The following is a 25,263-nucleotide window of genomic DNA, read 5'->3' on the forward strand; positions in this document are numbered from 1 at the left end:
AGAAGGAGAGATCATGAACATCCTCGTCGCCATCATCGCCATCGTCGCCATCATCCTGCTGTTCACCGGCGGATTCGTGCAGTCGCTGAACTTCCTGCTCTGGGTAGGACTCGTGCTCCTGATCCTCGCGGTCATCGTGTGGCTGGTGCGCTTCCTCGGGGGCAAGCGCACCGTCTGATCGACGGGCTTCTTCACGACGCGGGCGGTCTTCGGACCGCCCGCGTCGTCGTGTGCCCGGCCGACGACGGCTCGCCGCGGCCGGCGTCGCGATCGAATGCACGCCGCGGGCCGCTCGGACGTATATTTGGCGGGTGGGAACGCTCTACTACGGTGACTCCGGAACCCCGATCGGCATCGAGGATCGCGCGCTGGCGCACGTCAAGGTGGCGATCACGACCAAGCTGCGGCGAGGCGAGAGCTTCACGCTGTCGTGGCAGCACGCCGACGACCAGCCGCGCGGCCGCAGCACGCTGTGGCTGCATCCGTCGATCCCGCTCCGATTCGTCTTCGACGAGCCCGAGACGCCCGAGCTCAGCCGCGAGTGGATCGAGGATCTCATGCGGTCGGCGAACAGCACGGGGGGCATCCGCCTCGTTCCCGAGCACCTCGACACCGACCCCATCCCGACGATGCCCGATCAGCCCGTGCAGGTCGGCGTCGACGTGCAGCCGGTCACGCCCGAGGCCTGATCTCTCGGCCGGTACGGGCGCCGCTCCGGCCTGCTCGGCCGAACGCGTCGAGATCGTGCCGGGTCAGTCCACGTCGATCGGGTCGTCCTCGTCGGGCTCGGGAACGTACTGCAGGCCCGAGGTGCTGTTCGCGGTCAGGAGCAGTTGCTCGATCCACAGCCGATTGAGCTTGGGCGGGCGGTTGCCGCTGAACACGAACTGCAGCGGGATGGACTCGTGGATCCAGATCGTGGTGCGCCCGCTGCCGTTCGCCACGCCGTGCTCCCACGTCATCGAGAAGCTCTCGGAGCGGCGCAGCTTGTTGATGATCGCCACGCGCAGGTGGGCGAGCGTGCGGTCGTCGATCTCGATCTCGCGAGGTGAGGAGTTGTAGATGAGCCGACCCATGAGGCGACTCTAGTCCGCCCGGGTCGGCTTGGATCCGCGCCGACCGGCTCGGTTTGCGGTCGGAATCGGCAGGGCACGGTCCGCGCCATCCCCTGCATCGAATTGTCGAGTTCTTGCGCGCCCTGCCGTAGCATGGCGCTCATGTCGAGGAGGCTGGCGGATGTCGCGCGCAAGGTCGGAGTCAGCGAGGCGACCGTCAGTCGGGTGCTGAACGGCAAGCCGGGCGTCTCGGCGTCGACCCGCGACGCGGTGCTCACCGCGCTCGACGTGCTCGGCTACGAGCGGCCGACCAAGCTCCGGGGCGAGCGGGCCAGGCTCGTCGGTCTCGTGATGCCCGAGCTGCAGAACCCCATCTTCCCCGCGCTCGCGGAGTCGATCGGCGGTGGGCTCGCGCAGAACGGCTACACGCCCGTGCTCTGCATCCAGACCGCCGGAGGCATCTCAGAGACCGACTACGTCGAGTTGCTGCTGCACCAGCAGGTCTCCGGCGTGATCTTCGCGGGCGGCGCCTACGCCCAGGCCGACGCGAACCACGAGCACTACGAGCGCCTGCGGGAGCTCAAGCTGCCGACCGTGCTCGTGAACGCACCCGTCGACGGCATCGGCTTCGCGACCGTCTCGTGCGACGACGTCACCTCGATGGAGCAGGCGTTCGGACACCTGCTCCAGCTCGGGCACGAGCGCATCGGCATCCTGCTGGGGCCTCGCGACCACATCCCGTCGCAGCGCAAGCACGCGGCGGCCGTGCGCATGGCCGAGCGGCACGGCGTCGAGCTCGGCGAGGACCGCGTCGTGCACTCCCTCTTCTCGCTCGAGTCCGGGCAGACCGCGGCGACCAAGCTCATCGCGGCGGGCGTCACGGGCATCGTCTGCGCGAGCGATCCGATGGCCCTCGGCGCCGTGCGGGCCGTGCGTCGCGCGGGGCTGCGCGTGCCCGAGGACGTGTCGGTCATCGGCTACGACGACTCGGCGCTCATGAACTGCACCGAGCCGCCGCTCACCACCGTGCGCCAGCCGATCGAGGCCATGGGCAAGATGATCATCGAGCTGCTCATGCGCCAGATGTCGAGCGAGCGCAGCATCGGCGACGAGGTCTTCTTCGCGCCCGAGCTCGTCGTGCGCGCCTCGACGGCGCCCGCTCCGCGCTGACGCCGAGTTCGCTGCGACTCGACGGCAACGTCGACGACGTGCCGCTTGCGCGGAATCTGCAAGCGACATCCGCAATTTGACGTAAGTCGTCGCAAATTTCTGTCGCATTGTTGAATAGTTGCATCATCCTGTTGCCTTCAATACCTTGACGGACATCGACGCCGTCGTCTCCACCGACACGGCGCGCCCGTTCGAAGAGGAGACCGCCGCGTGACCACGTCACTCACCGCATCCGGCCCGGCAGCAGCACCGGCTCTGCCGTCGGATGACGCCCTGTGGTGGCGTAGCGCCGTGATCTACCAGGTCTACGTGCGCAGCTTCGCCGACTCCGACGGCGACGGCACGGGCGACCTCCGCGGCGTGCGCAGCCGGCTCGGCTACCTCAAGGAACTCGGCGTCGACGCGCTCTGGTTCAACCCGTGGTACCCGTCGCCGCTCGCCGACGGCGGATACGACGTGAGCGACTACCGCGACATCCACCCGACCTTCGGCACGCTCGAAGACGCCGAACTGCTCATCAGCGAGGCGCTCGCCCTCGGCATCCGAACGATCATCGACATCGTCCCCAACCACATCTCGAGCGAGCATGCTTGGTTCCAGGCCGCGCTCGCGGCCGGCCCCGGCAGCCCCGAGCGCGAGCGGTTCTGGTTCCACCCCGGCAAGGGCGAGCACGGCGACGAGATGCCCACGAGCTGGATCTCGAACTTCCAGGGCGACACGTGGACCCGCACCGTGAACCCCGACGGCACGCCGGGGGAGTGGTACCTGCACCTGTTCACCCCCGAACAGCCCGACCTCAACTGGAACCACCCCGACGTGCGCGCCGAGCACGAGGACGTGCTCCGGTTCTGGTTCGACCGCGGCGTCGCGGGCGTGCGCATCGACTCCGCGGGCCTGCTCATCAAGGACCCGGCGCTGCCCGAGGTGCCCGCCGAGGTGCAGCCCGGACAGCACCCCACCGAGGACCGCGACGAGGTGCACGACGTCTACCGCGCGTGGCGGCGCATCGCCGACTCCTACGAGGGCACGCGCGTGCTCGTCGGCGAGGTCTGGGTTCCGGATGCCGCCCGCTTCGCGGCGTACCTGCGGCCGGACGAGATGCACACCGCCTTCAACTTCGACTTCATGACGCGCCCGTGGCAGGCCGACGAGCTGCGCGCCTCGATCGACCTCATGCTCGCGGCGCACGCACCCGTCGGCGCCCCGAGCACGTGGGTGCTCTCGAACCACGACGTGACCCGTCCCGTGACCCGCTACGGCCGCGAGGACTCGAGCTTCGCGTTCGCGAAGAAGCGGTTCGGCACGCCGACCGACCTCGAGACGGGCACGCGTCGTGCCCGTGCGGCGGCCCTGCTCACCGCCGCATTGCCCGGCTCGCTCTACCTCTACCAGGGCGACGAGCTGGGCCTCCCCGAGGTCGAGCTGCCGCGCGAGGTGCTCGAGGATCCGATGCACTTCCGCTCGGGCGGCGTCGATCCGGGGCGTGACGGATGCCGCGTGCCGCTGCCCTGGCGCGGCACCGAGGCGCCGTTCGGCTTCTCGCCCGATGCCGGCCGCACCGCGGCATCCGGTGCCACGACGCCGACCGCCGCGTGGCTGCCGCAGCCCGCGGACTGGGCCGCGCTCACCGTGCAGGCGCAGGAGGCCGACCCGGGCTCGATGCTCTGGCTCTACCGCCAGGCCCTGCGCATCCGCAAGCGCGAGCACTCGCTCGGCGACGGCCCCATGACGTGGCTGCCGAGCGAGCCGGGCGTGCTCGCGTTCAGCCGCGGCGACGACGTCGTGAGCGTCACGAACCTCGGCGACCGGCCCATCGCCCTTCCCGAGCACGACCGCATCCTCCTCAGCAGCGCCCCGCTCGTCGGCGGACTGCTGCCCCCAGACTCCACGGCATGGCTGCACCGACCCGCCTGACCGTCGAGGCCGCATCGCACCACCCTGCACCACCCCGCGGCATCCCTCACCACACCGCATCACACAGCACCGAAAGGACTGGACAATGAAGTCACGCAGATCGGTCGCGATCGCCGGCCTGGCCGCAATCGCGATGGTTGGCGCCCTCGCAGCCTGCAGCGACGGAGGCGGAAGCGACGACGGCAAGCTCGAGCTCCGCGTCGCGACGTTCCCGCCCGGGGCCGACCAGGCCGCGTACGACGCGTTCGCCGAGCAGGAGAAGCAGTTCGAGAAGGCGAACCCCGACATCGACGTCGTCGGGCTCGAGTACGAGTGGACCGCGCCGACGTTCGCCGCGCAGCTCGCCGGCGGCAGCCTGCCCGACGTCTTCACCGTGCCGTTCACCGACTCGAAGACCCTCCTCGAGAACGGCCAGCTCATGGACGTCACGAAGGAGATCGACGACCTCGGCTACTCCGACAAGTTCAACCCGATCATCCTGAACGAGGTCACGGGCAGCGACGGCAAGCTCTACGGCTTCCCGCGCCAGGCGTACGCCAACGGCCTGCACTACAACCGCGCCCTGTTCGAGCAGGCGGGCCTCGACCCCGACAACCCGCCGACCACGTGGGACGAGGTGCGGGCGGCCGCGAAGACCATCGCCGAGAAGACCGGCAAGGCCGGCTACGCGACCATGGCCGCCGGCAACACCGGTGGCTGGCAGCTCTCGGTGCAGGCCGACTCGCGCGGCGCATCGCTGCAGACCGACAACGGCGACGGCACCTACACGTCGACCATCGACAACGACGCCACGAAGGCGACCCTCGAGTACCTGCACGACCTCCGCTGGGAGGACAACGCGATGGGCTCGACCTTCGACCTCGACTGGGGAGCGATCAACCAGGAGTTCGCGGCCGGCAACATCGGCATGTACACGTCGGGCTCCGACGTCTACACGGCGCTCGTGCGCGACTTCGGCATGGCGCCCGACAACTACGGCCTCACCGTCATCCCGACGGAGAACGGCGGCGGCGTGCTCGGCGGCGGCGACATCGCCGTCATGCCGCCCACGCTCGACGACGACACCAAGGCCGCCGCGGTCAAGTGGATCGACTGGTACTACATGCAGAAGCTCCTCAACGAGGACGCCGCCGTCGCCGACGCGGAGGCGCTCGCCGCCTCCGACCAGGCCGTCGGAACCCCCGTGCTGCCGGTGCTCGACAAGGACACCTGGGACCAGCAGCAGGAGTGGATCGCACCCTACGTCAACGTGCCGCAGGACCAGATGACCGGCTTCTTCGACGGCATCTTCGACCAGACGCCCGTCGGCGAGTTCAAGGGCCAGACCCAGCCGATCTACGCCCTGATGGACAACCTCGTGCAGGCCGTCCTGACCGACCAGAACGCCGACATCGACGCGCTGCTCAAGCAGGTCGACGTCGACGCGCAGGCCCTGCTCGACCAGTAGGACCAGCGGATGCCGCGGCCGCACCCTCCCCATGCGGCCGCGGCATCCGGACCCGTCTCCACCTCCTGCATTCGCCGAATGTCGGATGCGGAAGGCGACCCGCCGGGCGCGCCAGGGCCCGGCCCGGCGTGTCAGACGCCCTTTCCGACATTCGGCGAATGTGCCCACGAGAAGGATCACCGATGACCCTCACCGCGAAGCCCGCGGCGACGACCCCGCCGGCAGACGAACCCGGGCCGCCCGCGGCATCCGCTCTCCCGAAGCGCGCGCGTCGCACCCCCATGACCTGGATCAGTGGCGGCGGCGCCTGGAACCTCGCGTTCCTCGCCCCGATGCTCATCGTCTTCGGCGTCTTCAGCTGGGGGCCGATCGTGCAGTCGGTCATCATGAGCTTCCAGAAGACGAACCTCGTCAGCCCGCCCCTCTGGGTCGGCCTCGACAACTTCGCCCGCGTGCTGAGCGACCCGAACCTCGGCACGGCGGTGCTCAACACCCTGTACTTCGCGGGCCTCGCGCTCGTGCTCGGCTTTCCGCTGCCGATCATCATGGCCGTGCTCATGAGCGAGGTGAAGCGCGGCAAGGGCCTCTACAGCGCCCTCGCCTACCTGCCCGTCGTCGTGCCGCCCGTCGTGGCCGTGCTGCTGTGGAAGGTCTTCTACAACGCGAGCCCCGACGGCGTGTTCAACACGATCCTCGGATTCTTCGGCATCCCGCCGCAGCCGTGGCTGCAGTCCTCGGCGACCGCGATGCCCTCGCTCGTGATCGAGGCCACCTGGGCCGCGGCCGGCGGCTCGATCATCATCTACCTCGCCGCGCTGATCGCCGTGCCGCCGGAGCTCTACGACGCCGCCGAGGTCGACGGCGCCGGCATCTGGCGCAAGATCTGGCACGTCACCCTGCCGCAGCTGCGCGGCATCCTCTTCATCATGCTGATCCTGCAGATCATCGGCACCGCGCAGGTCTTCCTCGAGCCGTACCTCTTCACCGGCGGCGGGCCGAACAACGCGACCCTCACGGTGCTGCTGCTCATCTATCGCTACGCCTTCCAGAACAGCCTCGGCGGCGCCTACGGCGAGGCCACCGCGCTGAGCCTCATGCTCGCGATCTTCCTCGGGCTGCTGAGCTGGCTCTACTTCAAGCTGACCGACCGTTGGAGCACGAATTGACCACCCCGGCAACGACCGCCCCCGCCACGACACCCGCGTCGGGCCAGCTGCGCTCACGGCTCTCGGGGCTCGTGCGACGACGTGAGAAGGACGCCGCCGACGACGGCGTCGACCGCGGCATCCTGAGCGATCACGACCGCAAGCGCGGCGGCGTCCGCCTCTCGATGTCGGCCGTGCACGTGATCCTCTTCGTCGGGCTCGTCGTCGCCGGGCTCGGTCCGCTGCTCTGGCTCGCGAAGGCGGCCGTCACGCCGACGCAGGACACGCTCACCCAGCCGTTCGCCCTGTGGCCCAACGGCATCGACTGGGCCAACCTCGAGCAGGCGTGGAACGACATCCACATCGACCAGTACTTCGTCAACACGCTCGTCGTCGCCGCGGGGTCGTGGTTCTTCCAGGTGCTCATCGCGACGACGGCCGGATACGCGCTCAGCGTGCTGCGCCCGAAGTACGCGCCGATCCTGAACGCGCTCGTGCTCGCGACCCTCTTCATTCCGGCGGTCGTGCTGCTCGTGCCGCTCTACCTCACGATCCTGCACCCGCCCGTCATCGGCGTCTCGATGCTGAACACGTACTGGGCCGTGTGGCTGCCGGCCGCGGCGAACGCCTTCAACATCCTGCTCGTGAAGCGCTTCTTCGACGGACTGCCCCGCGAGGTGTTCGAGGCGGCCCGCACCGACGGGGCGGGGCCCTTCCGCGTGTTCTGGTCGATCGTGCTGCCCATGTCGAAGCCCATCATCGGCGTCGTCTCGGTGTTCGCGGTCATCGCCGCCTGGAAGGACTTCCTCTGGCCGCTGCTCGTGCTGCCCGACCCCGCGGTGCAGCCCCTGTCGGTGCGCCTGCCCGCCGTGCAGTCCCAGACCGAGCTCGACGTCTTCCTCGCGGCGCTCGCGATCTCGACGCTGATCCCGGTCGTGCTGTTCCTCGTGTTCCAGCGGCTGTTCCTTCGGGGCGCCGGCCTCGGGGGAGCGGTCAAGGGCTGACTCCCCTCATGGGGTCGGGCGAGCGGATGCCGCGGGCGGCCGCGTCGGCCCCGTGACGGATGTCGCGGGGCGGGCGTAGGCTGCCCCGCGTGGAGCATCCCCAGGTGGTCGACCCTCGGCATCCGCTCGTCGAACGCGTGCGGGCGCTCTGCCTCGACTTCCCCGAAGCGGTCGAGGTCGAGGCCTGGGGGCGGCCGACGTTCCGCGCGGCCAAGCCGATCTTCACGTACGTGAGCGCGCACATGGAACGCCCCTTCTCGATCGTCGTGAAGACCGATCCCGAAGAGCACCGCGCGCTCGTGCAGGACGACCGCTTCTACGGCGTGCCGTACTTCGATCGCAACCACTGGGTCGGCACCGACCTCGACGCACCGACGACCGACTGGCAGCTGATCTCGGAACTCATCGAGACGTCGTATCGGCAGGTCGCGCTCAAGCGGCAACTGGTCGCGCTCGACGCGCTGCGGCCGCGCTCCTGAGCGCTCGCTGTGAACCGGTGAGGTGCGTTCCGCTCGATTGGCGCCCGCGCGAAGTCTGGGATAGAGTAACGGGGTTGCCTGCTGCTGGACACAGCGCAGAAGACAGAAAAACTGAACATGCGCCCGTAGCTCAACGGATAGAGCATCTGACTACGGATCAGAAGGTTGGGGGTTCGAATCCCTCCGGGCGCACTCGGCTTTGGCCGCAGGATCTGTGTTGAGACAGTACGAGAACGGCCCGCTTCGGCGGGCCGTTTCTCGTTTCCCCTGCGAATCGCGACGACGTTCCGGCGGAAGCGAAGCCGCGCCGGACCGGGACCGCTCGGCGAGACGCGCAGGGCCCGACCGGATCGGATCCGACCGGCCCCGCGACATCCGCCGCCCTCGACCTACAGGTCGATCGGCAGGTTGAACAGGCGCTTGGCGTTGCCGGCGAGCACGAGGTCGCGGTCGGCGTCGCTGATCTCGAGCTCGTGCTTCACGAACTCGACCCCCTGGCCCATCCAGCTGTAGAACACGGGGAACGACGAGCCGAAGAGGTAGTGGTCGGCGCCGTTGATCTCGAGCGCGGCCTCGACCTGGGTCTTGCCCCACGAGTGCGGGTGGGTCATGTCGAAGAAGATGTTCTCGTTCAGGTACTGCTTGATCTTCTCGCCGCCCGTCGGGTCGAGGCGCTGCATGGCCTCGGCCTTGTTGGTCGCGTGGGGCGTGAGCAGGGCGGTGTTCGCGAACCAGTTGCCGCCCATCATGGTGTGGATGAAGCGCAGTCCGGGCATGCGGTCGAACATGCCGCTGAAGAGCTCGCGGCCTACGGCGATGCCCTGGTCGATGATGCGGCCGTACTCGCGACGCAGGTTCGTGTAGTCGATGACCGACTTCCACTCGACGGGCAGCGGCGTGTGGTGCACGATGACCGGGATGTCGAGCTTCTCGATGACCTTCAGGTAGGGCTCGAACACCGGGTCGTCGAGGTAGAGCTGGCCGTAGTGGCAGGCGAGCTGCACGCCGACCGCGCCGAGGTCGCCGACCGCTCGCTCGAGCTCGTGGATGTTCTCCTTGCCGCCCCACGGCGGCACGCACGCGGTGGCGAACAGGCGCCCGCCCGAGCGCGAGACGATCTCGGCGGCGTTGTCGTTCACGGCCCTGCAGGTCTCGAGGCCGAGCCACTCCTGCCAGACGGGCACGCGCATGATGCCGTAGTCGACGCCCGCCTCGTCCATGGCCGCGAGCTTCGCCTCGGCCGAGTAGTCGCCCTCGACGTAGTTGAGGTTCTGGTGGCCGGCGGGCTTCTCGAGGATGAGCTGCTTCTTGCCGCTGTCCATCTCGATGACGCGGGCGATCTCGCCGAACCCGCGGGGGGCCGAGTCGAGGAAGCCGTTCAGGATCTTCTCGTTGGTGAAGAGGTCTTCCGGCAGGTGGTGGATGTTGATGTCGACGACCGTCATGGTCTGGTGCTCCTTCTCGCTTCTTCGCGTGATGTCGATTCAGCATAGATGATCGTGTTGGAAATCGTGTGTGATCCTGTGTAGGATCATGATCACGCTCGACGTCGAACGAACCTCGTCGACCTCCGGGCGCAGAGAGGGGGCCGACATGGCCGAGCAGATCGAGCTGATCGACCTGGTGCAGCGCGACGTCGCCTACGAGGCGAACGGCACGCGCATGATCGGATGCCTCGTGGCGCCGACCGATGCAGCGGACGAGCCCAGCCCCGGCATCCTCCTCGTGCACGACGCCTTCGGCCTCGGCGCCGACACGATCGACCTCGCCGCCCGCTATGCAGAGCTCGGCTACGCCGTCTTCGCCGCCGACGTGTGGGGCGAGCGCGCCGAGCCGCAGAGCGGCGCCGACATCGGCCGCCTCATCGGATCGATGGCCGGCAACCGAGACGAATGGATGTCGCGCCTCGCCGCCGCGCACGAGGCCGCAGCCGCCCAGCCCGAGTTCGACGCCGACCGCACGGTGGTCGTCGGCGCCTGCTTCGGCGGATCGTCGGCCCTCGAGTACGTGCGCACGGGCGGGCGGGTGATCGCTGCCGTGAGCATCCACGGCGGCCTCGACCACGTCGCCCACGACTGGTCGGCCTCGACTGATACGGCGACCGTGCTGCTCTGCACGGGCGCCGACGACCCCATGGCCGGCCCCGAGCACTGGCAGCCGATCAAGGCCGGCCTCACGGGCGCGGGCATCGACTGGGAGTTCGACCTCTACAGCGGCACGCAGCACGCCTTCACCAACCCGAGGACCGACGCGCTCGGCATGCCGGGAGCCGCCTTCCATCCGCGCAACGCCGCCAGGGCGTGGTCGCGCACCGTCGACTTCCTCGGCGAGGTGACCGGCGCAGCCGCCGGCATCCGCTCGAGCGTCCGTTGAGTCAGAGAACAGAGGAACACATGACCGACATCGCCATCATCGGCGCAGGCCCCGGCGGGCTCGTCGCCGCCCTGCGGCTGCAACGGGCCGGGTTCAGCCCGAAGATCTACGAGACCGTGCCGGAGCTGAAGCCGCTCGGCGTCGGCGTCGACATCAAGACCGTGGGCACCCGCGAGCTCGACGACCTCGGGCTGCTCGAGGAGTTCCGCGCGATCTCGGTCGACGCCGAGGACTCCATCTTCTGCAACCACTTCGGCCAGGAGATCTACGCCGAGAAGTGCGGTGTGCACATGGGCTACGTGCACGAACAGCGGTTCGTGCACCGCGGCATCCTGCAGATGCTGCTGTTCCGCACGGTGCTCGAGCGCCTCGGCGACGACGCGGTCGTGCTCGGCGCGCGCGTCGTGCGCTACGACCAGGACGCCGACGGCGTCACGCTCGACCTCGAGCACCGCGACGGTCGAACCGAGCAGGTGCGCCACGAGGCGGTGATCGCCGCCGACGGCATCAAGTCGGCCGTGCGCCGCCAGATGCATCCGGGTCTCGCCGAACCCGAGTTCTCGGGCATCACCATGTGGCGCGGCACGACGCTGCGCGAGCCGATCCGCGGCGGGCACACCATCCTGCACCTCGGCGACCCCCGCATCTCGACGATGATCGTGTACCCGATCGCCGAGGACTTCGAGGGCTCGGGCCTCGACCTCATCAACTGGGTCGTCGAGACCAACGGCGAGGAGACCGTCGAAGACTGGAACCAGGTCGCCGACCCCGAGCAGATCATCCCCGCGTTCGACTCGTTGCAGCTGCCGTTCCTCGACGTGCAGCAGCTCATCCGCGACGCGCGCGAGGTCTACCTCTTCCCGCTCATCCGGCACTTCCCGCTCGACACCTGGGTCGACGGCCGGGTCGTGCTGCTCGGCGACGCCGCCCACGCGATGTACCCGCGCGGCGGCAACGGCATCACGCAGGCGATGCTCGACGCCCGGGTGCTCACCGAGCAGCTCGTCGAGCTGGGCGACCCGCGCGAGGCGTTCGCCGCGTACGACCGCGCGCGCCGCGAGATCGTGAACCGCATCGCCGACAACATGCGCGGCGAGGGCTACGAGGTCATCCGCCGCATCGTGGCCGAGCGCACCGACGGGCAGCCGTTCGACGACATCGAGCAGGTGCTGCCGTTGGCCGAGGCCGACGAGATCTTCTCGAGGTACCACGCGCTCGTCGGGGCACCCCGCCCGGGGCACGAGGCCGGCGAGGCGACGGGCTTCCGCACCTGGGAGGCCGCGCAGGTCGAGGCCGGTGTCGCGCATGACTGAGATCAGAACGGCGGATGCCGCGGAGCGCGCCGCGATCCTCGCCCTCGAGGCCACCCGACAGCAGGCGCTCGTCGACGGCGACCTCGACACGCTCGCGCGCATCTTCGACGACCGGCTCGTGCACATCCACGCGCCCGGCGTCGTGCACGACAAGGCCATGCTGCTCGAGCACGTCGGCACCCGCCGCGCCTACCGCTCGATCGAGCGCGGCGGCCTCGACATCCGGGTGGTCGGCGACGTCGCGATCGTCACGGGCCCGATCGTGAACGAACTCGCGAACCCCGACGGCTCGATGCGCACGCAGCAGGGCGTCGTCACGCAGGTCGTCGTGCGCGGGGCATCCGACGAGGCCGGAGCCGGGGCGGATGCCGCGTGGCGGTTCCTCAACTTCCAGCTCACGCCGCGCGGTGACGAGGTCTGGGGCAAGGTCCCCTCCGAGCAGCGCACCACCGCCGAGCCCGCCGAGCCCGCCGCGGCCGTCGATTCCGCCGGGGAGGCCGCACGATGAAGCTCGCCAGGTTCACCGTCGACGGCTCCGCGCCGCGTATCGGCCGGGTCGACGGCGAAGTGCTCGTCGACGTCTCCGACGTGCCCGGCGTCGGCACTTCGCTCCGGGCGATCCTGCCCGAGCTCGACGCGCTCGCCCCCGCCATCCAGGCGGCCGACGGCCCGACCCGCGCGCTCGCAGACGTGGAGCTCCTGCCGCCCATCGACGACCCGCAGAAGTACCTCGGCATCGGCATGAACTACCGGGAGCACGCCGAGGAGGCGCGCGCCGCCGGCATCCCGATCCCGACGAGCCAGCTGTGGTTCAACAAGCAGGTCTCGTGCCTCAACGGCCCGTTCGGCGACATCGTCAAGCCCGACGTCTCCGACGAGCTCGACTACGAGATCGAGCTGGGCGTCGTGATCGGCCGCGAGTGCAGGAACGTCTCGGTCGAGGATGCCCGGTCGGTGATCGCGGGGTACCTCGTGGTCAACGACGTGTCGGTGCGCGACTGGCTGCAGAAGCGCTCGCCGACGTTCACGCTCGGGAAGTCGTTCGACACGCACGGGCCGATCGGACCGTGGCTCACGACCGACGACGAGATCGTCGACCCGCTCGACCTGCGCATGACGCTCACGGTCAACGGCGAGGTGCGTCAGGACTGGCGCACCGACGACATGATCTCCGACATCTCCGAGCAGATCGCGTACCTGACGCAGGTGTTCACGCTGAAGCCCGGCGACATCCTCGCGACCGGCACACCGGCGGGAATCGGCGCGCCCACGCGCAACTTCCTCAAGGTCGGCGATGTCGTGCGGGCCGAGATCGAGGGCCTCGGCGCGATCGAGAACCGGGTCGTCCGCGAGCGTAGTGCGGGGGAGCGACCATGACTCGCGCGACCATCGAGATCGACGGGTTCGCGCACGTGAACCCGGTGCCCGCCGCGTGCCGCATCGGCCCGTTCGTGCAGTCGGGCGTGCTCACGGCCCGCGACCGGCGGACGGGCGAGATGCCCGAGGACCTCGACACCCAGGTGGTGCTCGTGTTCGCCCGGGTGCGCGAGGTCATGGCGGCCGCGGGCGGCGACGTCGGCGACATCCTGAAGCTCACGCTCTGGGTGGCCGACCACCGCGACCGCGAGGGGATCAACCGCGAGTGGGTCGCGATGTTCCCGGATGCCGCGGACCGGCCAGCGCGCATGGTGATGGCTGCCCCGCTCGACGGGGGCTCGCTCGTGCAGGCCGAGCTGACCGCGGTGATCGAGCAGCGGCCGGGAGGCGGCATCCGATGACGCCCATCAAGCAGGAGATCGCATATGATCTCACACACGAAACTCAGTCCGGGCAGGAGCCCGGCTCGACCGACCGCACGACGACCGTGCGACGCAATGGTGCGAGGACGGGAGCAGGAACCCCCATGACGAACACGAAGACCAGCCCCAACGAGACCGTCGCCATCGCGACCGCACGCGAGACGCAGCCCCGATCGTGGATCGGCTGGGCGTCGTCGCGCTTCTCTGTGATCGCCGTGTGGATCCTGCTGATCGCGGTCTTCGCCGTGCTGCGACCCCAGAACATGTTCCACGCGGGCACCTGGGCGTCGATCTTCGGCGGGCAGTCCGACCTCGTGTTCCTCTCGGCTGCGCTGCTCTGCACGATCATCGTCGGCGAGTTCGTCGACATGTCGGTGGCGTCGAACTTCGGCCTCGCGTCGATCCTGACGGTCGTGCTCAACGTGAACCACGGGTGGAACGTCTGGCTCGCCGCCCTCTTCGCCATCGCGATCGCGACGCTCGCGGGCTTCATCAACGGACTGCTCGTGGTCAGGCTCGGGGTCAACACGATCGTGGTCACGCTCGGCATGGGCACGGTGCTGCTCGGCTGCGCGAGCTGGGCGAGCAACCTGCAGCCCGTCAGCGGCCTGCCCGCCGAGTTCTCGAAGGTCGCGACCACCACGTTCGGCGGTCTGCCCACGACGTTCTACCTCGCGCTCGTGCTCATGCTCGGCTTCGCCTACCTGCTGCAGTTCACGCCCCTCGGCCGCAACATGCGCTTCGTCGGCGAGAACCGCGAGGTCAGCCGTCTCGCGGGCGTGCGCGTCAACCGCATCCGCATCGGCGCGTTCGTCTCGGCGGGCGTCATCGCCGGCCTCGGCGGGGTGCTCTCGGCCGCCTACTTCGGCGGCGCCGAGGCCATGACCTCGCAGACGTACATGCTGCCCATGTTCGCCGCGACGTTCCTCGGCACCGCGATCTTCCAGCCCGGCCGCTTCAACCCGCTCGGCACGCTCGTGGCCGTGTACTTCCTCGCGACCGGCGTGCTCGGCCTCAAGTTCCTCGGCGCGAGCCCCGCGATCTCGAACATCTTCTACGGCGGCGTGCTGATCATCGCGGTCAGCATCTCCACCGTGCTCCATCGCCGAACCCGCTAGGCGAAGCCCCATCCGCACCACCCGTCCGAACTGTCAACGTCGTCACGTAAGGAACACACAGCATGAACGCATCCTCCACCCGCCGCATCCGCAGCCTCGTGGCTGCGGGAGCCGTCGCCGTCGGCGCCCTCGCCCTCGTCGGCTGCAGCGATGCCGCCGCCGACACCTCGCCCGCGGCCTCCTCCTCGGCCTCCGCGGGCGACGCCGACCTCGACGCCGCGCTCGCGGCCGTCTCCGAACCGCTCGACGCGTACCCCGTGCCGACCGAGGCGGTCGACGGCGTGGACGCCCTGAAGGGCGAGACCGTCTATTACGTGCCCGTCACGCTGCAGTCGCCGCAGTTCAGCATCGTCAGCGCCCAGCTCACCGAGGCCCTCGAGTCCGTCGGCATCTCGGTGCAGGTGTGCGACGGCAAGGGCAACCCGAGCGACATCGGCTCGTGCATCGGCCAGGGCACCCAAGCCGGCGCCGCCGCGATCGTCACCGACGCGGTGCCGTACGGCCTCGCCGCCAATGCGCTCGACGCGGCCCAAGCGGCCGGCATCCCGGTCGTCATCTCGAACCAGATCCCCGACGACAGCCACCCCGCGTCCGAGACCCTCGGCTACGTGCCCGCGGGCGGCTCCGACCAGGAGATCGCGATCGCGCAGTGGATCACGAAGGACTCGGGCGGCACCGCGAACATCCTCATCAACCGCACGGCCGACGGCCCCTCGCAGAAGGCGTACGTGCAGGCCGGCACCGACGAGCTCGACGAGATCTGCCCCGACTGCACCTACACGATCAACGACGTGTCGTCGTCGAACTTCCCGCAGGTCACCCCGTCGGTGAGCGCCGCGCTGCTGAACGACCCGACCATCGGCTACGTCGTGAACGACTTCGCGCAGTTCCTGCAGCCGACCCAGGGCGGCGTGCAGGCCGCCGGCATGATGGAGTCCGTCAAGGGCGTGACCGGCTCGGCCGGCATCGGCGCCCTCCAGGCGCTCGCGTCGAACACCTACCTCTACGCCGCGACCGGACAGGCCAACGCCTACCAGGGCTGGGTCGAGGCCGACCTCGCGCTGCGGCTCATGACCGGCTCGACGGTGCCCGAGTACACCATCCCGGTGCGCCTCTTCACGCGCGAGAACATCGGCGACGTGAGCCTCACCGAAGAGGCCGAGGCCTCGGGCGAGTGGTTCGGCCCGACGACGTTCCGCGAGGACTTCGAAGCGCTGTGGGGTGTTGCATGACCCTCGGCACCACCATCGGGGAGCGGGCGGCATCGCCCGCTCCCCGGGGCGCCCGCCTCGCGGTCGAATCGCTCTCGAAGACGTTCGGCCGCACCCGGGTGCTGAAGGACATCTCGTTCGACGTGCGTCCGGGCGAGGTGCACGCGCTCGTCGGGCAGAACGGCTCGGGCAAGTCGACCGTCGCGAAGATCCTCTCGGGCCTCTACACGCCTGACGAGGGCGGCATCGTCTCGTTCGAGGGCAGCCCCTTCGACCTGCCCGTCACCCCGCACGACGCGCGCGCCCGCGGCATGGCGATCGTGCACCAGAGCCTCGGCCTCGTCGACTCGTTCACGGTGCTCGAGAACCTCCGCGTCGGGCGTCTCACGCCCACCGGCCCGTTCCGTCGCATCGACTGGAAGCGCGAGCGCGCGGCCTCCCAGGCGGTCTTCGACCGCATCCAGCGCTCGGTGCCGCTCGACGCGCTCGTCGGCGACCTCAGCGAGGAAGACCGCGCGATCGTCGCGATCGCCCGCGCGCTGCAGGACGCCACGCCCGGCAAGGGCCTCATCATCTTCGACGAGTCGACGCGTGCCCTCGGCCGTCGCGCCCTCGAGGGCTTCTTCACGCTGCTCGACGAGATCGTCGCGACCGGCACCGCTGTGCTGCTCATCACGCACCGCCTCGAGGAGGTCGTCGATGCGGCCGACCGCGTGACCGTGCTGCGCGACGGCGCCGTGGTCGAGTCGGGCCGCGAGGTGGCGGGCATGACCGAGGCGACCCTCACGGGCCTCATCCTCGGGCGCGAGCTCATCGACCTCGGCGACCGCGCCCCGCTGCCCGGGCTGACGGGCGACCCCGTCGCGGTCGCGGGCGTCACCGGGCTCGGCGTGCACGACGTCGCGTTCGAGGTGCGCCCGGGCGAGGTGCTGGGCCTCACCGGGCTCGCCGGCTCGGGCTACGACGATGTGCCGTACCTGCTCGCGGGCGTCTCGAAGGCGACCTCGGGCGAGGTCGCGCTCGCGGGCTCGACCATCGGCCTCGCCGGGCTCACGCCGAGCACGGCGATCGCGGGCGGCATCTCGCTCGTGCCCGAGGGGCGCGAGCACAGCGGCATCGCCGCGGGCATGTCGGTCGCCGAGAACATCGCGTTCCCGCAGACCTCGCGCGCGAAGCGGGGCCTGCTGCCGTTCTCGTCGCGCGGTGAGCGCTCGCTCGCCGACGAGTGGATCGAACGCCTCGACGTGCGCCCGCCGCGCCCCGACGCCATGGTCGGCACCCTGAGCGGCGGCAACCAGCAGAAGGTGTTCGTCGCCAAGTGGCTCGCGACCGACCCGAAGCTCCTGCTGCTGCACGAGCCCACGCAGGCGGTCGACATCGGCGCCCGCCACATCATCGGCGCCGCCATCCGGGATGCCGCCGAGACCGGCACCTACGTCGTCGTGGCCGGCTCCGACGAGAACGAGCTCGCCCTCGTGTGCGACCGCGTGCTCGTCTTCGCCGACGGCGTGATCCAGCGCGAGCTCACGTCGCCCATGACGCCAGACGACATCGTCGCCGCGATCTACACGAACGGCGCGCGTGCGCGACTGCGACAGCGTGGAGGGGCGGATGCCGGCGGCTCCGCCGAAGGCGCCCCGGCACCGGAGAGCCCCGCCGATGAGTGAGGACCGCGACCTCGACGGCTTCTTCTCGGAGGCGCGCGTGAGCGCCCGCGACGAGGCCGTGTCGCTCGACGACCGCAGTTTCCGCGACCACCTGTACCCGCTCGACGGCGACGAGCTCGCCCCGTGGCGGGGCATGTCGTACGAGGAGTTCACGGCCGCCAGGCAGGGCAACGAGTTCCTGCAGGCGCTGCTGCGCGACTGGGACGCGCTCTACGACGAGCCGTTCGTCGGCATCACCTCCGACGGCATCGTACGGAGCGAGGTGTGGGCGGATGCCGCATCCGCGCGTTCCGCGTCCGGCGACCCCGCCGTCGTGGCCGCCGCCGAGCACGTCCTCGCGACGCTGCCCGACGACCTGCGCGAGCGCGTGCGGTACGACGTCGACGCCCCAGACTGGCGCGGCTGGAGCAACCCCGAGTTCGTCTTCCACCGCAACGGGCTGCGGCTCGAGGATCTCTCCGACCGGCAGGTCGCGGCGATCCTGGGCCTCGTCGAGGCATCCCTCAGCTCCGAAGGATTCGCGCAGGTGCGCGAGGCGATGGCCCTCAACGGCTACCTCGGCGAACTCACCGGGCTGCCGACGATCATGAACGAGCGCAGCTACTGGTTCTCACTCTTCGGCACGCCTTCCGCCGACGAACCGTGGGGCTGGCAGCTGTTCGGCCACCACGTCGCGATCAACTTCGCGACCGTCGGCGGCCGCGACGTGATCGCGCCGGTCTTCATCGGCGCCGAGCCCGCGCTCTCCGACGGAGCCCGCCCGCCGCTGTTCGACGACCGCGAGCGTCTCGCGCTCGAACTGGCCGGCTCGCTCACGCCCGAGCAGCGCGCCGAGGCCGTGGTGTTCGCGTCGGTGCTCGACCCGGCCATGCCCGAGGGCCGGCTGCACCCGGCCGACGAGCGCCACGTCGCGGGCGCGTTCCGCGACAACCGCGTGGTGCCCTCCGAGGGCATCGCGGTGTCGCATTTGGATGCCGCGCAGCAGGCGCTTGTGCGCCGCATCGTGGCCGACTTCCTCGCGCTGCTGCGCGAGCCCCAGCGCGAGGCGATGCTCGCCCGCTACGACGCGCACCTCGATGAGACCTGGTTCTCCTGGTACGGCGCGACCGACGGCAGCGAGCCCGTGTACTTCCGCATCCAGAGCCCGGTCGTGATCGCCGAGCTCGACAACCACGCGGGCGTCTGGCTGGCGAACCGCCTGCCGGCGCGCTTCCACGTGCACACCACGCTGCGCCTGCCGAACGGCAACGACTACGGGCGCGCGTGGATCGCGCAGTGGCGAAGCGGCATCAGCTGAGGCGCCGTCGGTCTGGTGCCGGGCTCGGTACTTCCGCTTAGCTGTACCCGTGATCTCTCAGAACACCGTCGCTCGTGCCGTTCGGATGCTGGGCGTGGCCGTGTCGGCTGCAGTACTGCTCGCCGGGTGCACCGAAGCAGCGGCACCCGACGTGTCCTCATCGCAGGCAGAGGTGATCGATCTCTCTCACGAGATCGACGCGGCCGACGCATTGCTCGATGCGCAGGCAGCGTCGAGCCTGGCCGCCGCGCACGCGCGACCGACGATCGTGCCCGGCGATGAGGCCGGAAGCACCGTCACCCAGGTCATTCGCGATGGCGACGAATCGGAGTGGGCGGCCGGCCGCTACCGGATCACCGCCGTGTGCGCCGGCGAAGGCACCGTCGCCGGGACGTTCGCCGTGGGATCGCATGCGGAGGTCTCCGCGCTCACGGCCTGCACGGCCTCCGGGACCGTCGATCACGTTGAGATCGAGGTGCCCGAGACGTCGACCGGGTTCACGGCCACGCTCGTTCCCGGGGGAGGATCCCGAGCGGCGATCGGGTACTCGATCGCACGAATGTGACGCCTGCCGCATTGCCGCGGGCGTGCCGCCCTACGCCAGCAGCGACTCGCTCGGCGTGTGGCCCGCGAGGGCGGCGTCGTAGGTCGTGACCGCGACGAGGGTGTTGACCTCGTGCTGGCGGGCGGCGGTCTCGATCTCGTCGGGGTCGGCGCCGCGCTCGATGAGCGCGACGAGCTCCTCGTGCTCGGCGACCGAGGCCTGCGCGCGGCCGGGGGCGTGCCAGTAGGCCGAGCGGCGGATGAAGTCGAGTCGCGCCCACTCGTTCGCGAGCAGCTCGTTGAGGCGGGTGTCGTCGCTCTTCGAGCAGAGGACCTCGTGGAAGCGCCGGTTGAGCCGCCCGAAGAGGTTGGTGTCGAAGCTCGCGAGCGCCTCGGCCATCTGGGCGTTGAACGCGCGAGCCTCGGCGAGGTCGGCCGGGGTCAGGTGCGGCGCCGAGACGGCGGTCGCGAGCCCCTCGAGGCGGGCGAGCAGGCGGATGGTGCGCTCGAACGCGTGCGCGTCGAACGTGCGCACGAGGGCGCCGACGTTCGGCACGATCTCGACCCAGCCCTCGGCTTCGAGACGGCGCAGCGACTCGCGCCACGGCACCGAGCTGATGCCGTGCTCGCGCGCGAGCTGGTCGATGACGAGCCGGTACCCGGGCCCGTAGGTGCCATCGGTGATGCGCGCCTTGAGGACGGCGTACGCCTGCTCTGCCTTGCTCGCTGCCATCATCGGTCCTCTCGCGCGTCCTGCGATTGTATGGGAAATCGCACACGATCTGTGCTGACGGCATCGGAATGGTCGGATGTCGAGTCGACGAGTTCGAGCAGCCGGCCCACGACCGGGTCGGCGGAGGCGCCTCGGCGCGCCAGCACGAGCGCGCGCAAGGGAGCGGTGGAGGGATGCGTCGACCGCACGGCGATGTCGAACCGCCCGAGGCTCGCCCCGTCGGCGTCGGGCAGCAGTGCGGCCCCGAGGCCCGCCTCGACGAGCGGCACCATGTTCTGGATGGTGGCCACCGTACGCACCTCGCGCGGCACGACGCCGAGCCGCAGGAACTCGGCCTCGACGAGCTCGGGCAGACTCGGCACCGCGGCCGTGCGGTGGGGGAGCAGCACGAGCCGGTCGTCGAACCAGTGCAGGGGCAGCGGGTCGGGTGCCTCCGTGCCGGGCGGCAGCGCCGCCACGAGGGGCACCGCGCCCCAGTCGCGGATCTCGAACGCGTCGCCGTGCCTGGCGACGAACCGCTTCGGGTCGGCGACGAGGACGGCTGCGACATCCGCCCGTCCGTTCGCGACGAGGTCGAGCGCGGTCCACGGCGGCGGGTCGACGAGCCGGATCTCGAGGTCGGGGGAGCCTGCCGCGACCTCGCGGAGCAGGCGCGGGATGCGATGCCAGATGAGCGCGGGCACGGCGGCGACCGTGAGCACGCCGCTGCCGCGCCCGGCCGACCGGCGCACGGTCGCGACGATCTCGTCGACCTCGCCGAGCACGCGGCCCGACGACTCGAGCAGCGACCTCCCGGCGCTCGTCGGTTCGACGCCGCGCGACGTGCGCACCAGGAGCGGCGTGCCGAGCTCGGTCTCGAGCTGGGCGATGGCGACGCTGAGCGGCGGCTGCGACATGCGCAGCGCCCTCGCGGCGGCTGTGAGCGAACCCGCCTCGACGACGGCATGGAAGTACCGCAGGTGGCGAAGCTCCATGGGTTGAGCCTATCGGGAGAAGCGTTCGATAGTTCTGAACTATGGCAGGCAGAGCGCATCGGTAGTTCCGCAGGCGGCCGTGCGTTGCGAGCCTTGAGATGTTCGACACCCCGGAAGGACCCTCGCCATGCTGCCCACCTGGAACCAGACCCCGCCGTTCGCCATCACCCGCGCGAGCCACGTCGCGCTCGCCGTGACCGACCTCGCCGCGAGCCGCGACTTCTACCGCGACACCATCGGCCTCGTCGTCACCGAGGAGACCGACGACGTGGTCTACCTGCGCGGTCTCGAGGAGGCCTCGCATCACAGCCTGCGCCTCGAGCTCGCCGCCGAGCCGAAGGCGCTCGCGATCGGCCTTCGCGTGCGCACCGACGACGACATCGTGGCCGCGGAGCGGCACTTCAAGGCCGCGGGCATCGAGTCCGAGCGCGTCGAGGTCGACCACCAGGGGCCGACGATCCGCTTCCGCGATCCGGTCGGCACGCACCTGGAGCTCACCTCGTCGATGGACGTCGTCGAGCGCAGGATGCAGCAGTTCGACGAGTTCGTCGCGGGAGCCCCGCAGCGCCTCGACCACTACCAGGTCGTCACATACGACGTGCAGGCCGCGACCGACTTCTGGACCGGCCTCGGCATGCGCATGAGCGAGTACACCGCGACCGACGGCACCGACGAGCTCTGGGGCACGTGGATGGAGGTCAAGGGCAACACCCACGACCTCGTCTTCACCAACGGTCGCGGCCCTCGGCTGCACCACTTCGCCTTCACCGTGCCGGATGCGGCCGCCCTGATCCATGCGGCGGATGTCGCGGGCGCGCGTGGATTCGGGCAGGAGATCGATCGCGGCCCTGGCCGCCACGGCATCAGTAACGCCCTCTTCCTCTACCTGCGCGACCCCGACCAGCACCGCATCGAGCTGTTCACGACGCACTACCAGTTCATCGACCTCGAGGCCGAGCCGATCCGCTGGGACACCTCGAACCCGAAGCGCGCGCAGCTCTGGGGCATGCCGGCGTCGCGTCGCTGGTTCTTCGAAGCCAGCGAGTTCCCCGGTCAGCCGGTGCTCGAGCCGAGCGTGCGGGCGAACCCGGCCACGCTCGAGGACTTCCTCGGGGTGCACTGAGCGGCTCCGTCGAGGGCGGGCCGCGAGCGCGCCGAGAACCGCGAGCGAAGGCCCCTGCATCGTGCGATCCGCACGACGCAGGGGCCTTCGCTCGTGTCGGCGAGGGGCGTTCCCGACCAGGCGGAGACGAGCCTCCGGATGCTGTGCATCGACTGTGCGTCGCCCTGATCGAGCTGAGGAATGTTGGTCGCGCCGGTCTGCCCGGTTACGCTCAGGGGCAACTTGTGATGGCGCCGACCGCGAAGGCTCGATCATGACCACACGGCTCCCGGGGGGACTTCGGGTGGCGTCCGATGCGACGACCACCGACTTCGTGCTGCCCGGAAACCGGGGTGCAGCAGCCGGGCGCGCACGCGGCGCCGGGCGGCACGCCGCCGTCAGGCGCCGAGAGGCGCGACGGCGCCTCGCCGAACTGCGCGATCACGCCACGGCCGCCGTGATGCGTCGGGTGCTCACGACGCTCATCTCGCTGTTCCTCGGCGTCGCCGTGTTCCAGCTCTTCGCTCCGAGACTCGACCAGCCCGTCGACGCCCTGTGGCACGACCGTCACGCCTGGGCGATCCTCATCGGGGCCTGCGCGGCGGTGGGGGTGTTCGTGGCACTGACGATCGCGTCGGCCTCCCAGTCGGGCATCGAGCTCCTGCATCGGTTCGGCGTGCACTCGACCCCTGAGAACCGCGCGCTGCTCGCCGCGGGCTCCTGGTTCGCGGCGGCCGCGCTCGGCGTGCACTTCTCCGCCGCCGCGTTCTCGCCGGTGCCCGGGGGCCAGTGGGTGGTCGCCGTCGTGCTCGGCGGCGGTCTCGCGCTCGCCGTCTTCTGCCTGCACCGGGTCGCCGTGCACGACCACGCGTACCGCACCTTCAACCTCGCGGCGATGACGCTCGCGGCCGGCTCGATCGCGAGCATGAGCCTCACCGGCACCGGTTCCTGGTGGGCCCTGAACTTCAGCACGCTCGGCACGACCGATGACGCGGCCGCCTTCTCGTTCAACGCGGGTGCCGTGCTCTCGGGGCTCGCGATGGTGATGCTGGCCCGCACGCTGACGAACGGGCTCGCCGCACCGCGATTCGGGGCGTCCGACGTCGGCATCCGCGTGCTGCGGGTCTGCATCGTGATGCTCGGCCTCTGCCTCGCTGGTGTCGGTCTCGTGCCGATCGACACCGCGACCGACGTGCACAACGCCTTCGCGCTCGGCGCTGCCGTGTGCTTCGCGTTGCCGGCGCTGTGCCTCCGGCTGCTCGTGCGCGGTGCGCCGCGTCGGCTCGTGGTGCTCTCGATCGCATTCGTGGCCGTCGAGGTCGTCGCGATGGTGCTCTACGACGGCTTGCACCTCTTCAGCCTCACGGTGTTCGAGATCGTCGCGTTCTCGCTCATCTTCATCTGGCTCATCGCGATCACGGTCATGTCGCGCGAGCCGGGTTCGATCAGGGCCGGCGCGACGGATGCCGCGGGCGCGACCCTCGCGGCACTGCACGCCGCACAGCACCGCGTCTCCCGCGGGGCGAAGGTGCTGCGCGTGGAGCTTCCGGCGATACTTGCCGGGGAGCGGCCGCCGGAAGCCACCGGACTGGAACGCAGGCCCATTGCGAGGAGGACCCCGATATGACCGATGCCGACACGCGTGACGAGCTCATCGAGATCGAGCGTCAAGATGCCGCCCGCCGGTACGTGATCACCGTCGACGGGGTGCAGGCGGGCATCGCCGTCTTCGTGGCGTCGCCCACGGCGCTCACGTTCACTCACACCGTCGTGGATCCGGCGTTCGGCGGCCGCGGCATCGGAAGCCGCCTGGCGCGTTTCGCGCTCGACGACACGATCGCCCGGGGGCTCCGGATCGTGCCGCGCTGCCCGTTCATCGCCGAGTTCGTGCGCCTGCACCCCGGCTACGAGGCATCCGTCGACTGGCCCTGACCCGCGGTCGCGGAGGTTGGCCCTCTTACGGGGCACTGTGCACGGCGGTCCGCGGGGATACCATTCCAGCAGACCAGAGTCGGCCCGAACCGACCAGCCCGCCTCGCGGGCCGGGGGATGACAGGACATGACCCGTTTCCCTCTGGAATGCCTCGCCGAGCTCAGTTCGGGTCGCTCGGCAGGGGGAGGCCTCCAGAGAGGCCGCAGTGGGGCGGGAGGTAGGGTTCCCGCCCCACTGTCATGTCCGGAGCATCAGCTCGCGGTGTCGGAGGGTTCGCCGACGAGCGGGTCGGCGATCGCGAGGCGCATGCGCTTGCAGAGGTCGGTGAGCTCCACGAGTTCGTCGTCGTCGAGCTCGGCGCCGACGTTGCGTTCGATCGCGACGATGTGCTGGAGTGCGACGCCGCGGTAGAGCGAGAAGCCCTCCTCGGTCATCGCGACGATGGTGCCGCGACCGTCGTCGGGATCGGGGGTCTTGGTGACCAGTCCGCGAGCCGCGAGCCGATCGAGCATCCGGCTCACGCTCGGCTGGCTGATGAGCACCGACCGGTTCAGGTCCTTCAATCGGAGGCGCCGCCCCGGCGATCGGGAGATGTTGAACAGCACGTCGTATTCGTTGAGCGAGATGAGCTCGGACGGGAACGTGTCGGCCAGGGCGCGCATGACCGTGACCTGTGCACGGAAGAGGGACTCCCAGGCGGCGACGGCGATCGCTCGATCGGTCACGCGACTCCTTCGGCTCGGTGTTCGGATGGAGCTCCGAGCGTTTCACGCGTCGCGACGATGCGAGTGAGTGGTGCCACGGATCCGGAGACTCAGCATCCGCAATAGGCAACCTCGCGGCCGAATGCCGACGGCGCCGGAAATGGATGAGGGCCGGACGTAGAGGCTGACGTCCGACCCTCACCCTTGCACCAAGAGTGTCCTGCAATCACATTCCACACCGACCGCCACAGCAAACAGTCGGTGCACAACCGAATATATAAC

26 protein-coding genes and 1 tRNA gene are annotated in these 25,263 nt (G+C 70.0%); 22 read left to right on the forward strand and 5 right to left on the reverse strand.

The annotated features are described in order from the left end of the window. Window positions 1–13 precede the first annotated feature (13 nt). Together BM342_RS19755 and BM342_RS02525 are read left to right on the forward strand one after the other, a co-directional pair. The gene (locus tag BM342_RS19755; protein WP_177232025.1) at window positions 14–178 is read left to right on the forward strand and encodes a hypothetical protein; all 165 of its coding nucleotides are present in this window, start codon (window positions 14–16) and stop codon (window positions 176–178) included. 133 nt (window positions 179–311) lie between these two features. Beyond that, a complete protein-coding gene (locus BM342_RS02525) occupies window positions 312–689 on the forward strand; it encodes a DUF7882 family protein (protein ID WP_092963947.1) in 378 nt (125 codons plus the stop codon). Between the two features lie 63 nt (window positions 690–752). On the opposite strand, the gene BM342_RS02530 is transcribed toward BM342_RS02525, so the two are convergent. After that, window positions 753–1,076, reverse strand: coding sequence for a DUF7882 family protein (locus BM342_RS02530; RefSeq protein ID WP_092963948.1), 324 nt, complete (start codon window positions 1,074–1,076; stop codon window positions 753–755). A gap of 141 nt (window positions 1,077–1,217) precedes the next feature. Here BM342_RS02530 and BM342_RS02535 point away from each other — a divergent pair, with 141 nt between their 5' ends. The 7 genes from BM342_RS02535 (at window position 1,218) to BM342_RS02565 (ending at window position 8,406) form a co-directional block, all read left to right on the forward strand. Further along, window positions 1,218–2,225, forward strand: coding sequence for a LacI family DNA-binding transcriptional regulator (locus tag BM342_RS02535; protein WP_092966407.1), 1,008 nt, complete (start codon window positions 1,218–1,220; stop codon window positions 2,223–2,225). Window positions 2,226–2,498: 273 nt separating this feature from the next. Further along, the gene (locus BM342_RS02540) at window positions 2,499–4,139 is read left to right on the forward strand and encodes a glycoside hydrolase family 13 protein (RefSeq protein ID WP_369823147.1); all 1,641 of its coding nucleotides are present in this window, start codon (window positions 2,499–2,501) and stop codon (window positions 4,137–4,139) included. Window positions 4,140–4,224: 85 nt separating this feature from the next. After that, window positions 4,225–5,586: an ABC transporter substrate-binding protein gene (locus tag BM342_RS02545; RefSeq protein ID WP_092963950.1), complete on the forward strand. Its 1,362-nt coding sequence runs from the start codon at window positions 4,225–4,227 to the stop codon at window positions 5,584–5,586. A gap of 182 nt (window positions 5,587–5,768) precedes the next feature. After that, a complete protein-coding gene (locus BM342_RS02550) occupies window positions 5,769–6,752 on the forward strand; it encodes a carbohydrate ABC transporter permease (protein WP_177232026.1) in 984 nt (327 codons plus the stop codon). After that, on the forward strand, window positions 6,749–7,735 hold the full coding sequence (locus tag BM342_RS02555; protein ID WP_369823095.1) for a carbohydrate ABC transporter permease: 987 nt from the start codon (window positions 6,749–6,751) through the stop codon (window positions 7,733–7,735). Before BM342_RS02550 ends, BM342_RS02555 begins: the two co-directional genes overlap by 4 nt. A gap of 89 nt (window positions 7,736–7,824) precedes the next feature. Next, complete coding sequence (locus BM342_RS02560; protein ID WP_177232027.1) at window positions 7,825–8,214, forward strand: MmcQ/YjbR family DNA-binding protein; 390 nt, start codon at window positions 7,825–7,827, stop codon at window positions 8,212–8,214. 119 nt (window positions 8,215–8,333) lie between these two features. After that, window positions 8,334–8,406 (forward strand) — tRNA-Arg (locus tag BM342_RS02565). A gap of 197 nt (window positions 8,407–8,603) precedes the next feature. Here the strand turns inward: BM342_RS02565 and BM342_RS02570 are convergent. Continuing rightward, window positions 8,604–9,659: an amidohydrolase family protein gene (locus BM342_RS02570; RefSeq protein ID WP_092963952.1), complete on the reverse strand. Its 1,056-nt coding sequence runs from the start codon at window positions 9,657–9,659 to the stop codon at window positions 8,604–8,606. A gap of 148 nt (window positions 9,660–9,807) precedes the next feature. On the opposite strand from BM342_RS02570, the gene BM342_RS02575 reads away from it, so the two are divergent. The 10 genes from BM342_RS02575 (at window position 9,808) to BM342_RS02620 (ending at window position 19,557) form a co-directional block, all read left to right on the forward strand. Next, complete coding sequence (locus BM342_RS02575; protein ID WP_177232028.1) at window positions 9,808–10,587, forward strand: dienelactone hydrolase family protein; 780 nt, start codon at window positions 9,808–9,810, stop codon at window positions 10,585–10,587. A 20-nt stretch (window positions 10,588–10,607) separates the two neighbouring features. After that, on the forward strand, window positions 10,608–11,900 hold the full coding sequence (locus BM342_RS02580; RefSeq protein ID WP_092963954.1) for an FAD-dependent monooxygenase: 1,293 nt from the start codon (window positions 10,608–10,610) through the stop codon (window positions 11,898–11,900). After that, entirely contained in the window at window positions 11,893–12,408 is a 516-nt protein-coding gene (locus tag BM342_RS02585; protein WP_092963955.1) for a nuclear transport factor 2 family protein, read from the forward strand. The genes BM342_RS02580 and BM342_RS02585 overlap by 8 nt, the downstream gene beginning before the upstream one ends. Continuing rightward, window positions 12,405–13,277 carry a fumarylacetoacetate hydrolase family protein gene (locus BM342_RS02590; protein ID WP_092963956.1) on the forward strand — a complete coding sequence of 291 codons (873 nt, stop codon included), beginning with the start codon at window positions 12,405–12,407 and terminating at the stop codon, window positions 13,275–13,277. Before BM342_RS02585 ends, BM342_RS02590 begins: the two co-directional genes overlap by 4 nt. Next, window positions 13,274–13,678, forward strand: coding sequence for a RidA family protein (locus BM342_RS02595; RefSeq protein ID WP_092963957.1), 405 nt, complete (start codon window positions 13,274–13,276; stop codon window positions 13,676–13,678). The genes BM342_RS02590 and BM342_RS02595 overlap by 4 nt, the downstream gene beginning before the upstream one ends. A gap of 125 nt (window positions 13,679–13,803) precedes the next feature. After that, the gene (locus BM342_RS02600; protein WP_092963958.1) at window positions 13,804–14,817 is read left to right on the forward strand and encodes an ABC transporter permease; all 1,014 of its coding nucleotides are present in this window, start codon (window positions 13,804–13,806) and stop codon (window positions 14,815–14,817) included. Window positions 14,818–14,879: 62 nt separating this feature from the next. Next, window positions 14,880–16,049, forward strand: coding sequence for a sugar ABC transporter substrate-binding protein (locus tag BM342_RS02605; RefSeq protein WP_092963959.1), 1,170 nt, complete (start codon window positions 14,880–14,882; stop codon window positions 16,047–16,049). After that, window positions 16,046–17,695 carry a sugar ABC transporter ATP-binding protein gene (locus tag BM342_RS02610; protein ID WP_092963960.1) on the forward strand — a complete coding sequence of 550 codons (1,650 nt, stop codon included), beginning with the start codon at window positions 16,046–16,048 and terminating at the stop codon, window positions 17,693–17,695. Before BM342_RS02605 ends, BM342_RS02610 begins: the two co-directional genes overlap by 4 nt. Beyond that, window positions 17,688–18,992: a DUF3500 domain-containing protein gene (locus BM342_RS02615; RefSeq protein ID WP_092963961.1), complete on the forward strand. Its 1,305-nt coding sequence runs from the start codon at window positions 17,688–17,690 to the stop codon at window positions 18,990–18,992. The genes BM342_RS02610 and BM342_RS02615 overlap by 8 nt, the downstream gene beginning before the upstream one ends. Window positions 18,993–19,164: 172 nt before the next feature. Then, window positions 19,165–19,557 (forward strand): hypothetical protein, encoded by a 393-nt coding sequence (locus BM342_RS02620; RefSeq protein WP_143109734.1) that lies wholly within the window; start codon window positions 19,165–19,167, stop codon window positions 19,555–19,557. A gap of 30 nt (window positions 19,558–19,587) precedes the next feature. Here BM342_RS02620 and BM342_RS02625 read toward each other — a convergent pair whose 3' ends face one another. Continuing rightward, window positions 19,588–20,268, reverse strand: coding sequence for a GntR family transcriptional regulator (locus BM342_RS02625; RefSeq protein ID WP_255368471.1), 681 nt, complete (start codon window positions 20,266–20,268; stop codon window positions 19,588–19,590). After that, complete coding sequence (locus BM342_RS02630; RefSeq protein WP_092963964.1) at window positions 20,268–21,242, reverse strand: LysR family transcriptional regulator; 975 nt, start codon at window positions 21,240–21,242, stop codon at window positions 20,268–20,270. Before BM342_RS02630 ends, BM342_RS02625 begins: the two co-directional genes overlap by 1 nt. 127 nt (window positions 21,243–21,369) lie before the next feature. On the opposite strand from BM342_RS02630, the gene hpaD reads away from it, so the two are divergent. The 3 genes from hpaD to BM342_RS02645 all read left to right on the forward strand — a co-directional run bounded on the left by hpaD (window position 21,370) and on the right by BM342_RS02645 (window position 24,276). Then, window positions 21,370–22,365 carry a 3,4-dihydroxyphenylacetate 2,3-dioxygenase gene (hpaD, locus tag BM342_RS02635; protein WP_092963965.1) on the forward strand — a complete coding sequence of 332 codons (996 nt, stop codon included), beginning with the start codon at window positions 21,370–21,372 and terminating at the stop codon, window positions 22,363–22,365. Window positions 22,366–22,618: 253 nt separating this feature from the next. Then, complete coding sequence (locus tag BM342_RS02640; RefSeq protein ID WP_143109735.1) at window positions 22,619–23,971, forward strand: hypothetical protein; 1,353 nt, start codon at window positions 22,619–22,621, stop codon at window positions 23,969–23,971. Then, a complete protein-coding gene (locus BM342_RS02645) occupies window positions 23,968–24,276 on the forward strand; it encodes a GNAT family N-acetyltransferase (RefSeq protein WP_092963967.1) in 309 nt (102 codons plus the stop codon). Before BM342_RS02640 ends, BM342_RS02645 begins: the two co-directional genes overlap by 4 nt. A 252-nt stretch (window positions 24,277–24,528) precedes the next feature. Here BM342_RS02645 and BM342_RS02650 read toward each other — a convergent pair whose 3' ends face one another. Continuing rightward, complete coding sequence (locus BM342_RS02650) at window positions 24,529–25,002, reverse strand: MarR family winged helix-turn-helix transcriptional regulator (RefSeq protein ID WP_255368472.1); 474 nt, start codon at window positions 25,000–25,002, stop codon at window positions 24,529–24,531. Window positions 25,003–25,263 lie beyond the last annotated feature (261 nt).

This window comes from Agromyces sp. CF514, assembly GCF_900113185.1.
Classification (GTDB): Bacteria; Actinomycetota; Actinomycetes; order Actinomycetales; family Microbacteriaceae; genus Agromyces.

Bases quoted from the DNA above. Each gene is read 5' to 3' on its own strand.
- BM342_RS02610 (WP_092963960.1), top strand. From the start codon at position 16,046: ATGACCCTCGGCACCACCATCGGGGAGCGGGCGGCATCGCCCGCTCCC.
- BM342_RS02570 (WP_092963952.1), bottom strand. From the start codon at position 9,659: ATGACGGTCGTCGACATCAACATCCACCACCTGCCGGAAGACCTCTTC.
- BM342_RS02640 (WP_143109735.1), top strand. From the start codon at position 22,619: ATGACCACACGGCTCCCGGGGGGACTTCGGGTGGCGTCCGATGCGACG.
- BM342_RS02590 (WP_092963956.1), top strand. From the start codon at position 12,405: ATGAAGCTCGCCAGGTTCACCGTCGACGGCTCCGCGCCGCGTATCGGC.
- BM342_RS02615 (WP_092963961.1), top strand. From the start codon at position 17,688: ATGAGTGAGGACCGCGACCTCGACGGCTTCTTCTCGGAGGCGCGCGTG.
- BM342_RS02605 (WP_092963959.1), top strand. From the start codon at position 14,880: ATGAACGCATCCTCCACCCGCCGCATCCGCAGCCTCGTGGCTGCGGGA.
- BM342_RS02575 (WP_177232028.1), top strand. From the start codon at position 9,808: ATGGCCGAGCAGATCGAGCTGATCGACCTGGTGCAGCGCGACGTCGCC.
- hpaD (WP_092963965.1), top strand. From the start codon at position 21,370: ATGCTGCCCACCTGGAACCAGACCCCGCCGTTCGCCATCACCCGCGCG.
- BM342_RS19755 (WP_177232025.1), top strand. From the start codon at position 14: ATGAACATCCTCGTCGCCATCATCGCCATCGTCGCCATCATCCTGCTG.
- BM342_RS02625 (WP_255368471.1), bottom strand. From the start codon at position 20,268: ATGGCAGCGAGCAAGGCAGAGCAGGCGTACGCCGTCCTCAAGGCGCGC.
- BM342_RS02580 (WP_092963954.1), top strand. From the start codon at position 10,608: ATGACCGACATCGCCATCATCGGCGCAGGCCCCGGCGGGCTCGTCGCC.
- BM342_RS02545 (WP_092963950.1), top strand. From the start codon at position 4,225: ATGAAGTCACGCAGATCGGTCGCGATCGCCGGCCTGGCCGCAATCGCG.
- BM342_RS02535 (WP_092966407.1), top strand. From the start codon at position 1,218: ATGTCGAGGAGGCTGGCGGATGTCGCGCGCAAGGTCGGAGTCAGCGAG.
- BM342_RS02585 (WP_092963955.1), top strand. From the start codon at position 11,893: ATGACTGAGATCAGAACGGCGGATGCCGCGGAGCGCGCCGCGATCCTC.
- BM342_RS02630 (WP_092963964.1), bottom strand. From the start codon at position 21,242: ATGGAGCTTCGCCACCTGCGGTACTTCCATGCCGTCGTCGAGGCGGGT.
- BM342_RS02600 (WP_092963958.1), top strand. From the start codon at position 13,804: ATGACGAACACGAAGACCAGCCCCAACGAGACCGTCGCCATCGCGACC.
- BM342_RS02595 (WP_092963957.1), top strand. From the start codon at position 13,274: ATGACTCGCGCGACCATCGAGATCGACGGGTTCGCGCACGTGAACCCG.
- BM342_RS02550 (WP_177232026.1), top strand. From the start codon at position 5,769: ATGACCCTCACCGCGAAGCCCGCGGCGACGACCCCGCCGGCAGACGAA.
- BM342_RS02645 (WP_092963967.1), top strand. From the start codon at position 23,968: ATGACCGATGCCGACACGCGTGACGAGCTCATCGAGATCGAGCGTCAA.
- BM342_RS02530 (WP_092963948.1), bottom strand. From the start codon at position 1,076: ATGGGTCGGCTCATCTACAACTCCTCACCTCGCGAGATCGAGATCGAC.